We start from the raw sequence: 13,720 nt of genomic DNA, 5'->3' as shown, positions 1-13,720 counted from the left end.
CTCCGTCGATCAGATTATTTCGATGTCGATTTAATGTTCTTATTTCCATAGTTGCATTGGATGGCAAAAACAAGATTTCAAAACCCATAGGTGAATAATTTTTGTATCCATTTACAATCTTTACATCTGTTTTTGACCGCCGATACCCGTAGTATGGCTTCCATGCACCAGGCTAACTGCAAATCCTGCTTCGTGAAGTGCCAAGAATAAAGTCTGAAAATAACTCCCTGTACTCTCCATTGCTACATGAGTGATTTGGTGAACGTTGAGAAAATCTAGCATCAAATTATGATCATCGGTATTGATTCCAAATTTCTTACCTGATCATCAGACTGTCCCACCGCTACCATGTGGAATCGAGACCCTACATCAATCCCTGCGCTGTGAGGGTAAACAATTTGCCATACTTCTTCCTTTTTCTTTTCCATTTCTTTTCATTTTAAAATTAATTAAAAATGCTCTTGAAAGAAATGTATTTTTAGAACTCATTATTATTCCATACGGGGTTCTTGATCTCGACTTCCATCGGGATCAAGACCACCATTAAACTTTCAAGAGCCCTCAAAACGAGGGCTTTACATTCCAGCCATGATTTGGGTGGGGTTTTGATACGCCATTTAACTCAAGGGCTTCTTTTTCAAGAGCTATCAAAATGGAAGTTAGCTGTATAATTTTACTATTGTTTTCAATAGTCTCTTTGTTTTGGGTTAATATCCTAGCTTTGACCATCTAGCTAATAAATTATGAATAAAAACAGACTGTGGATATTTGCAGTGGCCCTCCTCAATTTAATCGCATGTAAGCAGACGGACTCACACCTGGATGGTGTGATTATGGAGGATAAACATTCGATCGCCACCGGTAAATTATTATTTAATCAATACTGTAGTACCTGCCATAATTTCAATTTTGATGGGATAGGCCCACGACTTGGGGGCATTACTGATACTATGCCTGTGACCTGGATTAAAGATTTTATTCATAACCCCCAAGGGTCGATTGACTCAGGAGATGCTCGTGCAACCAGGTTATTTGCCCGCTACAAATTAGTGATGCCTCCTTTTGTTGGGCTCGGAGATTCCTCTATAAATCAGATCATTGCCTATCTCCATACCCGTAAGGCCTTATTGCTTTCGTCCAGGTACAGTGACCGTGCAGAAGTGACCAATCCCATCCCGGATACTATAGAGATGTCTGATTTGGTTTGTGATTTAAAACTGATAGCTCAGTTCCCCACTACAGGAAAAGAAGGCGTAGCACCTCTGGCCAGGATCACCAAGCTGGACTACGAACCTCATTCCGGCCAAACCTATGTGCTTGATATGAATGGCAAGCTGTACAAGCTGATAAATGATCAACCAGTCGTCTACATGGATTTGACTAAGCTGATCCCGAACTTGCTCCTGCAACCAGGATTGAGTTCAGGATATAACAATTTTGCATTTCATCCCGAGTTTTATAAAAACGGATTATTATACACCGCTCATTCTGAACCTGCTGCGACAAAAAAAGCTGATTTTGCAGTTGACGATACTTTGGAAGCTGCGATGCAGTTCGTGATCACAGAGTGGAAGGTATCCAATCCAATGCAATCATCTTTTGAGGGACAAGGCAGAGAACTGTTTAGGATAGATATGGTGAGCAAAGCTCATGGGGTGCAGGAAATCGCTTTCAATCCCATCGCTAAACCAGGCACAGAAGATTATGGTCTGTTATATATATCTATTGGGGATGCTGGTGCAGGTGAGAATAGATATCCATTTTTATTACATAGTACCAGGCGAGCCTGGGGAAGCTTGTTTCGCATAGACCCTAATAGTCAAAATCAAACAGCCCGACCAAGCAAAAATGGGCACTACGGCATCCCTCTTTCCAACCCATTTGCTTCAGATCCAGGGGCCATCGGTGAGCTCTACGCTTATGGTTTTAGAAATCCTCATCGCATCACCTGGACTCAAAAGGGTCAGCTATTATTGAGTAATATTGGTCATGGGGATATCGAGGCATTGGACTGGGTGAGGCCAGGCCAGGATTATGGTTGGCCATATATGGAAGGAGAGTTTGTGATAGACCCATTTGGGGATCTGACTAAGGTATATGCACCGATAGCTACGGATACCCTGGCTCCACATATTCCTGCACCTATAGCCCAGTTTGATCATGACGAAGCCAAAGCTATCGCCGGAGGATATGAATACAAAGGAAGTATCTCTGCACTGAAAGGAAAGTTTTTGTTTGGAGATATTCCGGTGGGCAATCTATATTTTATTAATACCTCAGACATCAAAGAAGGTGCAACAGCCAGGGTATATGAGTATACAGTGACTTTAAATGGCGAACCCTTTAGATTCAAAGAATTGAATAAAAAAGATAGGGTTGAGCTACACTTTGGTCAGGATGCTCAGGGAGAAATCTACATGATGACTAAGGCAGATGGAAAACTATACAAAATAGTGAAAGCTACCAGACGAGTTATCTGATCTTCAGTTCATTAAACTGCAATAGAATTATACATTTTTTGTAAAGCCCAGTCCTGCATCACTGCGATAAAATCAGCTTTGATGCGTCGGCTTATTGGGAGCTTGGCGCCGTCATACATGATCACAGCATCTTCCTCCCCGGTGATAATCTTTTTTACATGCACCTTATTGATCAAATGGGATGCATGTACCTTGTAAAAAGTATGGGTATGCAGTAGATCCTCAAAAAAACTCAGAGCTACAGCACAGGTGTAATTTCTTCCATCCAGAAGGTTGATTTGTGTGAATGGGCCCATGCCATTTATGCGGCAGACCTCCGACAGGTCTATATTGATAATTAAATCATTTGGTCCAGGTAGTTCAATTTGGTTCTGGTTATTGAGACATATATTATTCATGATACTTTAGGCAGCTTGGTGTTTTTTAATTTGGGTGAGGTTGCCCTCCAGTTTTATTAGTGTATTGAAAGCATAAAATGTCAGGTCTTATCCTATCTTAAATATGGCCTGGCGTGTTAAAGTTTTCGAATTTAGTGATCTCTTGTCTGACGGGTAGCCCAAGAAGCCGGACTTATTGAAGAATGATTTTTTGGATCTTGATTAAGTTGTTGGATTTGTCCGTCACGGCAATGATATAAATGCCTTTGCTAAAAGCCTTTAGGTCTATTTTTGGATCAAACGATTTTTGGATTAATCGGCCTTGCAGATCATAGATCTTTGCTTCGATGGGGCTTGTGTTAGGTATATCGACAGAGATATATCGTTGAGAAGGATTTGGATAGAGATGGATGCTCTCCTTTTTTTGAGATGCACTGTTAGAAGTAATACATCCCAGATCCATAATTCTTTCCCAGATGAGATCGTGCAGATCCAGGCCTGACAGATCATCGCTTGCACTTAACCCTTGTCTGATCATAATCAAACCTGTATTTCTGGAGACACTGACAAATTGCCCCATGGCACCTCCGGCAGTAAAGATATCTTCAGGGGCATGGGGAGAAATGGGTCCCGGTACTGATGATGGCCCGGAGGGTTTTATATGAGATTGTTTGCCGTTCAGCCACCACAAATATCCATACGAAGGATTGAGCTCCTGTGATGAAGAGATCATGGCATTGTAGTATGCAGTATCGCGAAGGACTGGATTGCCATTCCATACCATTTTGTTTTGCATTAAAAGTCCAAATCTGGCCATATCCCTGGCAGTGCTTAGAAAATAGTGATTGGGAGGTACTTGTATCCAAATACCACTTGACATGCCTATTTTAATTTTGAGTTGCAGCGTTGTAAAAACATTGATATTCTGTTGGCTGGCAGATTCCAGCACATCCTTCAATAAATCATAAGGTCCATTGTGGTATGCCCAGCGCGTACCAGCATCCGCTTTGTATATCAGGCAACCAGGTTCGACACAGAAAAAAGCTAATTCATTAAGTCCGCTGGTCATCGTGAGTTGATGGCGGACGGTGATAAGATCTTCTTTTTCCGGAGGTAGGCTAGTCCAACCTTTGCCCAGGTAGTCAGAGGTCTTAAGATTTATATTCAAATCACCTTTTTCCTGTGCGATACCTATCAAAACTGAGTGAAGACTTTTACCTGCTGAGTACCATATCCAAAGGCTGTCTTTGGTGAAAGATCCAAAATATTTTTCAAGCACGATTTTGCCATCCTTTAATAATATAAATGACTTAGTCTGTTGTTCGTCGAGATAATTATAAAAATCATTGACTTTATCAGGGCACCACCCCAACCTGGATATCGATAGGGTATCCCAGACACTGGAATTAGAAGGTGGAAAATAGATGCTTTGTGAAAATGATATTGCAATTTGAAATACCATAATAATAACCCACCAATACCTCATGTCACTCAGACTGTTTGTTTTGGACCTGGTTTAAAGGGTGATTGGGTTTATTTTGGAATGCATCATCGATCAGGTATGGTAAATGCGATATAGGCGTCACCCGATGGGGTACCATTTCGATTGCCACCACCAGCGGCGATCACTACATATTGTTTTTTTCCTGATTGATAGATGGCTGGAGTAGCATATCCTCCGGCGGGCAGTTTATAAGACCACAATTCTTTACCCGAATTGGCATCAAAGGCTCTAAACATCTCATCTGGAGTCGCGCCAATAAAAACAAGGCCTCCTGCAGTGGCGACACACCCACCAAAGTTTTGAGTGCCTGTCGAGGACAAACCTCTTGCTTTCAACGCTGGATAATACCCGAGCGGTACACTCCATTTAATATGCCCGGATGATACATCCACTGCATTCAAAGTGCCCCAGGGCGGTTTATTGGCAGGGTACCCCTCCTGATCAGTAAATATCCGGAATCCTTTCAACACATATTTCTCTACCCCTATTGAAGTGCTATCCTTCTGACTATCACCTGGTATAGTGTCTGTGGCCAGGTAATCGATCAATGCATCCAGTATATCATTTGAAAATTGGGTATGCGCAGGCATTAACCCTTTGCCTTGAGTGATGATTTTTTTGATCTCTACAGGCTTATACTTATTGGCAAGGCGACTTAATCCAGGTATGCCTTCCCGATTCCCCTGATGATCCCCACCATGGCAGTTGGAGCAGTTGAGCATATAAGTGGTCTCTCCCAGATATTTTCCGCTTTCGCCTGGTCCGGATTTTTTTACTCTTTCGAGTTGGAGAATCATTGGGAAATCATTGCAATTGGCATACACAGTATTGTTAGCCGGATTGTACGAAATTCCGCCCCATTCCATTCCGCCCCGGGTACCAGGCTGAGCCAGCGTGCCCATCATGCTGGGAGGGGTGTACATTCCTTTTTGTTTATATTTTCTGGCCTGAGCAAGGACATATTTTTGGGCGCTGTCGGAAATGTCTGTCACCCTACTAGAATCCCAGCCTTGGGAGGAAAGGATGATACCATGGTTAAAGGTTTGGGTCGCATTTGCTTTTTCACCCGGCACATCCGATGAGGGGACAGGCCTTTCGTCAATATTCAGCAAAGGTATTCCAGTCTCTCTATCCAGCAGAACGAGCTGTCCCATTTTAGTGGGTTGTATCAATATATCTTTGTTTTTTCCTAGCCAGGGTACAGTAGCGAGGGTAGGAGCGCAAGGTAGATCATAATCCCAGATATCATGTTTGACCAATTGATAATGCCAGATTTTTTTGCCGCTTAGAGCGTCCAGTGCGATCACACAATTGCCATACAGATTCGATCCTAGACGATTAGCGCCATAAAAATCATATGTCGGAGATCCATTGGCGACATACACTACTCCTCTTTTTTCATCCAGGCTCATTCCACCCCAGTTATTGGTGCCTCCATAATTTTCATGTTCAAGCCATTGCCATGTGTCATGGCCTGCCTCATTTTCCTGTGGAATGGTATGGAATATCCATCTGAGCGCTCCTGTGTGTGCATCGTACGCGCGCACATGTCCGGGTGAGGCATCATAACCTTCTCCGGTAGCCGATCCGATGATCAACAAATCTTTGTAGATAATGCCAGGAGTGGTCAGGGATATTGATATATGGGAAGTGTCTTTGCCCAGTTGCATTCTGAGATCTATTTTGCCCTCTTGACCAAATGTATTTATAAGCAATCCTGTGAGCGCATTGACCGCATACATATATTTACCTGAGGAGAAAAATATGCACCCATCCTGGTTATCTGGCCAATAAGTCACGCCACGGTTGATTCCTGAGGTGGTCTCCTGTCCGTAAGGCCTGAATCTCCAAATTTCTTTTCCCGTTGTTGCATTTAAGGCGATAAGATGCAGTGCTGGTGAAGTCACATATATGATGGTGTCTATGATAATGGGATTACACTCTATGATGGTCCTGGGTGTGGTGTCACCGGTATGAAAGATCCATGCCGGTTGGAGCAGATCTACATTGCTGGTATCTATAAAATTTAATGCTGAAAACTGCCGAGCATCCGGTGTGCCCCGATAGGTATTCCATTGTTCATATGGACTTGAGTTTTCTTTACAATGTATGAATAGTAAGAGCCCGAACACCGCCAATACTGCTAAGCTCTTTCCAAATTTAATTTCGTCTGACTCATTCATTGAATAAATCTAGTGATTTTCACCCGATCTCCCGGGTGGAATGTTTAACCTTTTACGGCCTATTATGCCAACATTGGCAAAAAATAATCTGATTAATAGGCAATTATAATCACATACTCCTTACAGTGAACCATAAGTACCTATTTATTCGATCTTTTAAAATGACAATCTTTATTCATTCTCATGAGCTTTTATAAAAACTAATATCTATACCTTTGCAGCGCCAATACTAAAAAACTGGCTTTAAGATTTATGAAAAAGCACAATTTTAACCCTGGTCCTGCTGTATTACCCGCTTCTGTGTTGCAAGAGGCATCAAAGGCGATTTTGGATTACCAGGGTACCGGGTTGTCTATTCTTGAAATTTCCCACAGGGGCAAAGAGTTTGTAGACATCATCGAGGAAGCGATAAGCCTTACCAAAGAACTTCTCGGATTGAATGAAGATCACCATGTACTTTTTACCACAGGGGGCGCTAGTTCCCAATTTTTTATGTTGGCTCAAAATCTGCTTAATGCGGGTGATACTGCTGCCTTTGCGGACACTGGCACCTGGGCAAATAAAGCGATCAAAGAGGCAAAGGCCTATGGCAATATAAAAGTAGTCAATAGCTCAAAAGACAAAAACTATTCCTATATCCCCAAAGATTTTAGTGGAGTACCTGCAGACGCACGGTTCCTTCATGTGACCAGTAACAATACCATATTTGGCACCCAAATGCAGACCTGGCCTGAGGTAGCTATGCCATTAGTGTGTGATATGTCTTCGGATATTTTTAGCAGACCCATCCCGATAGAGAAATTTGGGCTTATCTATGCAGGAGCACAGAAAAACCTGGGCCCAGCTGGTGTCACCATGGTGATCCTTAGAAAAGATATGGTCCGGACTGACCTTACTCATCATATGCCGCCGATGTTGGATTACAAGACCTTTATCGCTGAAAACTCACTCTACAATACACCGCCGGTGTTTCCTATTTACGTTTCGATGCTGACTTTGCGATGGATCAAAAACCTGGGTGGGCTTGAAGCTATGGAAAAAATAAATACAGCCAAGGCTAATCTACTATATGGCGAAATCGATGCCAATCCACTTTTTAAAGGTACTGTAGCCCTGGAAGATCGCTCCAAAATGAATATTTGTTTTGTGACGGACAATGAAGTATTGGAAAATGAATTTGCGACGGATGCTAAAAATGCAGGTTGTATCAATCTGAAAGGTCATCGATCTGTCGGAGGCTTCCGTGCTTCCATTTATAATGCGCTGCCAATAGAAAGTGTCCAGGTATTAGTAGATACTATGAAAGAATTTGCACGTAAAAAAGGTTGACAAGGACCTAATCCAAATCAGTCATTTTTAATCCCCCATGTTCTCTAAAAAAGAAGAAACATATATAGAATACACTGGTCATCGTATCCCCTTTGTCATCATCAATGAACTCAGGCGGAGTGTTCGGGTAGCGTTTGGGAGCAAAGCCATCACACTTAGACTTCCTTATTTGATGTCCGCAGTCAAAAAGGAAAAGCAGATCGAAAACTCCAAACAATGGGCCATCGATCAGCTTCGGGTCAAACCAGGCCTCATTCATTCTTTTGTGGCCAAAGCCTATAGTGATGGTCAAGTCATCCAATTCGGCGATCGGAAGTACGTGCTTCATGTTCAATACCACGATCGCAAGACGAATAAAGCGGTGCTTAAAAGCAGGCTTCTGGAGGTGCATCTTTCCTCTGATCTTCCAGATGATCAGCGTCCGGGGGTATTGCGACACCTCATAAGCAGATCTATCGCCAATGACTTTTATCCCCAGATCGCTGCCCGGGTGCATGAGCTTAATCAATTACATTTTAACCAGCCTATCCGGGACATCAAACTCAAACTGAGTCAAACCAATTGGGGTTCTTGCAGCACGCAGGGTACTATCAATCTTTCGGCGAGATTATTGTTTGCGCCTCCAGTGGTGATCGATTATGTCATCATCCATGAATTAGCACATTTGCTGGAGCACAACCACAGTGACCGGTATTGGGCTATAGTAGAACAAAAAATGCCTGATTATCAAAATCATGAGAAATGGCTCAAACAGAATAGCCATTTGTGCGAATTTTGATTTGCTTGGTAGGAGCTGCCAAAGTAAATGATATTACCTTAGCATTTTTTTAGAAATCAACTGTCATAATGGTAGAAATCGGTCAGGCTATCTCCCCACAATGGATTCTGGTTTTAATTATTGTTTATTTTCTCATGTTAGTAGGGATATCCTATTGGACTACCCGTGGTGAGAATACCAATGAAAGCTTCTTTCTGGCTGGAAGAAATGCTCCCTGGTATCTGATAGCGATCGGCATGATCGGCACCTCCATCAGTGGGGTTACTTTCATCTCTGTGCCTGGCTTTGTAGAGGCCAATCAGTTTTCTTATTTCCAGGTAGTGATTGGGTATATATTTGGCTACCTGGTCATAGGTCTGGTATTGATGCCGATGTATTACAGGCTCAATCTGACTTCTATCTATGGGTATCTGGAGAAAAGATTTGGTTGGAATACCTATAAAACAGGGTCTGCATTTTTCTTATTGTCCAGGTCGATTGGATCAGCCTGTAGATTATACCTGGTGGCTTTAGTATTGTATCAATTTGTGTTCGGTCCGATGGGTATGCCTTTTTGGCTGGCTACCTTGATTACCATATTTTTAATCTGGGTATACACTTTCAAAGGTGGTATCAAGACCATCGTCTATACGGATACGTTTCAGACCTTTTTCCTGCTTTCTTCATTAGTGATCTCTATTTATTTGATTAGCAAGCAGATGGGATGGGGAGCATCCGAATTGTTTAGTCAGGTCAAAGCTTCAAAATATTCAAAGACTTTCTTTTTCGACAGTGGCTGGTCAGACAACAAACATTTTATCAAGCAGTTTCTGGGTGGTATGTTTATTACGATAGTCATGACTGGCCTGGACCAGGATTTGATGCAGAAAAACCTTGCTTGCCGAAATATTAAAGATGCACAGAAAAACATGTTTTGGTTTACCGGCACCCTGGTACTGGCCAATGCATTATTTTTGATGTTAGGAGCTTTATTGTATTTGTATGCCGCCAATAAAGGCATTGCGGTGCCGGCCATTGAAGTGGCAGGTATCATGAAACCCCAGCCTGATCTTTTATTTCCCACCTTGGCTATCAACCATTTTGGAGGCTTGATTGGCGTCTTTTTTATATTGGGTTTAGTAGCAGCCAATTATGCCAGTGCAGATTCTGCTCTAGCTGCATTGACTACTGCATTTTGTGTGGATTTTTTAGGTTTTGAAAGGAATAAAGTACCCCAGGAAAAGATCATCAAAACACGTACCTGGGTGCATTTTGGGTTTAGCATGTTATTATTTTTCATGGTATGGATACTCTGGTATTTGAACGATCGAAGCGTTATAGACACTGTACTTACTCTGGCCGGGTATACTTATGGTCCATTGCTGGGCTTGTTTGCCTTCGGTTTTTTTGTCAAAAGACAGGTCAAAGACCGGCTGGTACCGATCATTTGTATTCTGTCACCAGTCATTACCTTTATCCTCAACAAATACTCTACAGAGTTGTTTTGGGGATATAAATTTAGTTTTGAATTGTTGTTACTTAATGGCTTATTGACATTTTTTGGACTCATGGCCATTTCTTATAAATCAACTATTTCTAGCCAATTATTAGGATTTAAACAAAAATAATCTACCATGTTTGAGCGCATCACAGAACAATCCTCTTTGTATGATCATCTTGAACAGATGGATACAAATACAATCTTAAAAAGTATAAATCAAGAAGATCAAAAAGTAGCCCTTGCGGTAGAACAATCTATTCCCCAAATCGAAAAATTAGTCGATGTGATTGCCACTAAAATGAAGGCAGGTGGTAGGTTGTTTTATTTTGGAGCAGGTACAAGTGGTAGACTAGGCGTACTGGATGCATCAGAATGTCCCCCTACCTACGGAGTTTCTCCTGATCTGGTTATAGGTATCATGGCAGGTGGCGATCAGGCTTTGAGAAGGTCCATAGAGCATGCCGAGGATGACCCTGGCCAGGCCTGGAAAGATTTATTGACTTTCCAGGTGTCTGCTCACGATGTCGTAATAGGTATTGCGTCATCAGGCACTACTCCCTATGTGGTACATGGACTCCAGGATTGCAAATCACACGGCATCACCACCGGTTGTATTACGAGCAACCCAGGATCTCCCATCACATCCCAGGCGGATTTTCCTATAGTGACTGTGGTGGGACCGGAGTTTGTGACAGGCAGCTCCCGCATGAAGTCAGGTACTGCCCAAAAATTAATATTAAATATGATCAGTACCTCTGTAATGATCAAGCTGGGTCGGGTACGGGGCAATAAAATGGTGGATATGCAGATGAGTAATGACAAACTCAAAGATCGGGCTGCACGCATGATTGTCGAAAAACTTGGTGTTCCATACGAAGAGGCAAAAGCCTTGCTTCTAAAACATGGCAGTATACGCCAGGCGATTGACTCTTATGATTCTAATTCATAAGTGATCAAAGTCTGCGGTTCTGAGGCTCTCTTTCCTTGAGCTTTTGGTCAAAAATATCTTTTTCGAAATAGTACTCTTTATCAGCTTCCGACAGTGGCTTTGGCGTCTGCAATTCGATGTCATCATCTTCTCTGATTTCAAATCGTCTCATCATAAAGGCTACGAGTATACCCATGATACCGCCAAACAGGTGACTTTCCCAGGAGATACCTGGTTGCGAAGGCACTATTCCATATAACATCCCGCTGTACAAAATAGTGACTATGAGTAATAAAATAATGGACTTAAGGTCTTTACGGAATATACCATTCCAAAATATAAATGCAACCAGTCCGTACACCACGCCACTGGCACCAATATGGACGGCAGAAGATCTTGCAAATAACCAGACAGACAAGCCGCATAAAAAATAAATCAACGAAAAACTTATCCAGGCAATTTTGCGATAAAAATAAAATAACATCAAGCATAGGACTGCCATTGGAGCACTGTTAGATAATATATGTGACCATCCTCCGTGCATGAGCGGCGCAGTCAATATGCCCTTTAGACTTTCAGTATAGCGTGGGATGATCCCCCAATTTGTAGTATTAAAAAATGGTAAGGCTTGAATCAAAAATCCGATCCACATGGCACCTAAGACAAATAGTGTATTGCGAATACTAAATACTATTCTGCTTGATTTCATATGTCAAAATAATGATAAATAAGTACAACCTGACGATACTATTCGACTAATTTGAGGAAAATTGGATTGAATATAGTGTTTAGGATAAAATTTTAACCATATCTACCATGACCGGATTTATCTCCAGATTGTGCTTACATGCATTTTCAAATGGAGTGTATTCAATACCGGTATGGATCTGTCCGACCATCACTCCTTTTTTCCCTTCTTTTAAAGCTTTCACAGCTTCCATGCCAAGCCGGGATCCAAGCACCCTATCAAAAGCTGTTGGTCTGCCACCCCGCTGCAAATGGCCCAATACAGTGACCCGCATGTCCAGGTGACTGAGTTTTTTCTTGACCATGTCTGCGATTTCAAAAGCACCTCCGGTTTCTTCACCTTCTGCTACTACAACGATACTGGATGATTTTTTACGCTTATAATTTTTTGCCAGCAATTTGATGAGTTCGTCCACATTGGTTTTTTTCTCTGGGATGAGTACTGCCTCTGCTCCTGAGGCAATACCGCTTCTCAAAGCTATAAATCCGGCATCTCTGCCCATCACTTCTACAAAAAATAATCTATTGTGTGAGTTTGCGGTATCCTTGATATTATCAATGCAGGTCATAGCGGTATTGACAGCAGTATCAAATCCAAGTGTAAAGTCCGATCCATACAAATCATTGTCTATCGTACCCGGCACCCCGACGATTGAAATAGGGAATTCTGCAGCAAATACGGAGGCTCCACTGAAGGTGCCATCCCCTCCTATAGCCACCAGTCCTTCAATTCCAAATTTTTTCAATTGGTTAAAAGCTCTTTTGCGACCTGCCGGAGTCCTGAATTTTTCACTGCGGGCACTTTGTAATATGGTGCCCCCTAGCTGAAGGATACTGCTTACATCGTGGGAAACCATGGGTACGATGTCTCCTCTGATCATGCCAGAATAGCCGCGATGGATGCCAAAAACTTCCATTTTATAATACAAGGCTGTTCTGACGACTGCTCTTATACATGCATTCATCCCTGGGGCATCCCCTCCGGATGTAAAAACTCCTATTCTCTTCATTTGATTTTTTATAAATATCTTCTTCTGATAAGTTTGATAAAGTCTACGGCTTTATCCCTGATCTCTACATGATCCCATTTGTAATGAACTGCAGGACCCGCACCAAGCAGATCCCTGGCCTCTTCAAAATTTTTAAATGTATTAAGATCTGTAATGATTTGCTCGAATAATTGTTTTTGACCACCAAACAAAGTATTGACCATCTCCAGTCGGTCGTTGATGCCGATACCTCTATTGATGTCTCTGAGTGGAAGCTCATTCAATTTATCAGACAATTCAGACCCTTTTTTTATTTCAAAAAGTTCGATAATAGAAGCCGGTATAGAAGCAAGCTTGTTAACAAGAGGGTTATCTGAGATGGGAGCCCTCTTAGGTTCTGATAATACTACGGGCACAGGTGCAACGAATGGGGTTGGGTTTGAAGGCAAAACAACTTTGATTTCTTCTTCTACCTGCAAGGGTTCGACTATTGGCGATGATAGAGTAGGTGCAATTTCTTCGTTTGTTTTTAACGAATCTTCGGTATCAAATTTAAATTCTAACGTTTTCTGGACAGGGTCTTTTTCTTCTGTTTTAGCTGAAGCGGCTACTGGAGTAGCTTTTAAGACAGGGAGGGCATGTACTTCCGTTTCCAGGTAGATTTCATATAATTCTCGTAAATAATTTAAAATTAGATCCCGCTCCAATGCACTTAATTGACTGTTGGTCTCCAGTGATTGATGCATGGACTGCAGCCTGCTCAATATAGTCTTGGCTTTGATCAAATCCATATTATATTCATTTAAATCCAGAACGCGCAAATTTACACAAAATCGAACCAATGCAAATATCCTTCATCTATTGGTTGCTTTAATCTGGTTTTGATATAAAATGACCTGATTTGTGTTTTCTAAATCGTTCAATT

At 42.0% G+C, this 13,720-nt stretch carries 12 protein-coding genes; 5 read left to right on the top strand and 7 right to left on the bottom strand.

Annotation, left to right across the window (positions count from 1 at the left end):
- Positions 1–120: 120 nt before the first annotated feature.
- Positions 121–285: a hypothetical protein gene (locus IPJ09_10005; GenBank protein ID MBK7371756.1), complete on the bottom strand. Its 165-nt coding sequence runs from the start codon at positions 283–285 to the stop codon at positions 121–123.
- Between the two features lie 458 nt (positions 286–743).
- On the opposite strand from IPJ09_10005, the gene IPJ09_10000 reads away from it, so the two are divergent.
- The gene (locus tag IPJ09_10000; protein MBK7371755.1) at positions 744–2,480 is read left to right on the top strand and encodes a PQQ-dependent sugar dehydrogenase; all 1,737 of its coding nucleotides are present in this window, start codon (positions 744–746) and stop codon (positions 2,478–2,480) included.
- An 11-nt stretch (positions 2,481–2,491) separates the two neighbouring features.
- Here the strand turns inward: IPJ09_10000 and IPJ09_09995 are convergent, their stop codons facing one another.
- The 3 genes from IPJ09_09995 to IPJ09_09985 form a co-directional block, all read right to left on the bottom strand.
- Positions 2,492–2,878: a LytTR family transcriptional regulator gene (locus IPJ09_09995; GenBank protein ID MBK7371754.1), complete on the bottom strand. Its 387-nt coding sequence runs from the start codon at positions 2,876–2,878 to the stop codon at positions 2,492–2,494.
- A gap of 172 nt (positions 2,879–3,050) precedes the next feature.
- Positions 3,051–4,319 carry a serine hydrolase gene (locus tag IPJ09_09990; protein MBK7371753.1) on the bottom strand — a complete coding sequence of 423 codons (1,269 nt, stop codon included), beginning with the start codon at positions 4,317–4,319 and terminating at the stop codon, positions 3,051–3,053.
- 86 nt (positions 4,320–4,405) lie between these two features.
- Positions 4,406–6,544, bottom strand: a complete 2,139-nt coding sequence (locus IPJ09_09985) for a pyrroloquinoline quinone-dependent dehydrogenase (GenBank protein MBK7371752.1) — start codon at positions 6,542–6,544, stop codon at positions 4,406–4,408.
- Between the two features lie 252 nt (positions 6,545–6,796).
- Between IPJ09_09985 and serC the strand changes: the two genes are divergently transcribed.
- The 4 genes from serC (at position 6,797) to murQ (ending at position 11,080) form a co-directional block, all read left to right on the top strand.
- A complete protein-coding gene (gene serC / locus IPJ09_09980) occupies positions 6,797–7,873 on the top strand; it encodes a 3-phosphoserine/phosphohydroxythreonine transaminase (GenBank protein MBK7371751.1) in 1,077 nt (358 codons plus the stop codon).
- Between the two features lie 37 nt (positions 7,874–7,910).
- Entirely contained in the window at positions 7,911–8,651 is a 741-nt protein-coding gene (locus IPJ09_09975; GenBank protein ID MBK7371750.1) for a DUF45 domain-containing protein, read from the top strand.
- A 68-nt stretch (positions 8,652–8,719) separates the two neighbouring features.
- The gene (locus tag IPJ09_09970; protein ID MBK7371749.1) at positions 8,720–10,258 is read left to right on the top strand and encodes a sodium:solute symporter; all 1,539 of its coding nucleotides are present in this window, start codon (positions 8,720–8,722) and stop codon (positions 10,256–10,258) included.
- A 6-nt stretch (positions 10,259–10,264) separates the two neighbouring features.
- A complete protein-coding gene (gene murQ / locus IPJ09_09965) occupies positions 10,265–11,080 on the top strand; it encodes an N-acetylmuramic acid 6-phosphate etherase (GenBank protein MBK7371748.1) in 816 nt (271 codons plus the stop codon).
- Between the two features lie 4 nt (positions 11,081–11,084).
- On the opposite strand, the gene IPJ09_09960 is transcribed toward murQ, so the two are convergent.
- The 3 genes from IPJ09_09960 to IPJ09_09950 all read right to left on the bottom strand — a co-directional run bounded on the left by IPJ09_09960 (position 11,085) and on the right by IPJ09_09950 (position 13,586).
- A complete protein-coding gene (locus IPJ09_09960) occupies positions 11,085–11,768 on the bottom strand; it encodes a rhomboid family intramembrane serine protease (protein MBK7371747.1) in 684 nt (227 codons plus the stop codon).
- 79 nt (positions 11,769–11,847) lie between these two features.
- Positions 11,848–12,816 carry a 6-phosphofructokinase gene (gene pfkA, locus IPJ09_09955; protein ID MBK7371746.1) on the bottom strand — a complete coding sequence of 323 codons (969 nt, stop codon included), beginning with the start codon at positions 12,814–12,816 and terminating at the stop codon, positions 11,848–11,850.
- Positions 12,817–12,824: 8 nt separating this feature from the next.
- Positions 12,825–13,586 carry a hypothetical protein gene (locus tag IPJ09_09950; protein MBK7371745.1) on the bottom strand — a complete coding sequence of 254 codons (762 nt, stop codon included), beginning with the start codon at positions 13,584–13,586 and terminating at the stop codon, positions 12,825–12,827.
- Positions 13,587–13,720 lie beyond the last annotated feature (134 nt).

The sequence above is a fragment of the Saprospiraceae bacterium genome, from assembly GCA_016709995.1.
GTDB lineage: Bacteria > Bacteroidota > Bacteroidia > Chitinophagales > Saprospiraceae > JADJLQ01.
Note: the sequence above shows the minus strand (reverse complement) of the source record. Positions and strands in the feature narration are given on the sequence as shown.

What these genes read in the sequence shown, in the direction of transcription:
- IPJ09_10000 (MBK7371755.1), top strand. Translation starts at nt 744, where the DNA reads ATGAATAAAAACAGACTGTGGATATTTGCAGTGGCCCTCCTCAATTTA.
- IPJ09_09995 (MBK7371754.1), bottom strand. Translation starts at nt 2,878, where the DNA reads ATGAATAATATATGTCTCAATAACCAGAACCAAATTGAACTACCTGGA.
- IPJ09_09990 (MBK7371753.1), bottom strand. Translation starts at nt 4,319, where the DNA reads ATGGTATTTCAAATTGCAATATCATTTTCACAAAGCATCTATTTTCCA.
- IPJ09_09985 (MBK7371752.1), bottom strand. Translation starts at nt 6,544, where the DNA reads ATGAATGAGTCAGACGAAATTAAATTTGGAAAGAGCTTAGCAGTATTG.
- serC (MBK7371751.1), top strand. Translation starts at nt 6,797, where the DNA reads ATGAAAAAGCACAATTTTAACCCTGGTCCTGCTGTATTACCCGCTTCT.
- IPJ09_09975 (MBK7371750.1), top strand. Translation starts at nt 7,911, where the DNA reads ATGTTCTCTAAAAAAGAAGAAACATATATAGAATACACTGGTCATCGT.
- IPJ09_09970 (MBK7371749.1), top strand. Translation starts at nt 8,720, where the DNA reads ATGGTAGAAATCGGTCAGGCTATCTCCCCACAATGGATTCTGGTTTTA.
- murQ (MBK7371748.1), top strand. Translation starts at nt 10,265, where the DNA reads ATGTTTGAGCGCATCACAGAACAATCCTCTTTGTATGATCATCTTGAA.
- IPJ09_09960 (MBK7371747.1), bottom strand. Translation starts at nt 11,768, where the DNA reads ATGAAATCAAGCAGAATAGTATTTAGTATTCGCAATACACTATTTGTC.
- pfkA (MBK7371746.1), bottom strand. Translation starts at nt 12,816, where the DNA reads ATGAAGAGAATAGGAGTTTTTACATCCGGAGGGGATGCCCCAGGGATG.
- IPJ09_09950 (MBK7371745.1), bottom strand. Translation starts at nt 13,586, where the DNA reads ATGGATTTGATCAAAGCCAAGACTATATTGAGCAGGCTGCAGTCCATG.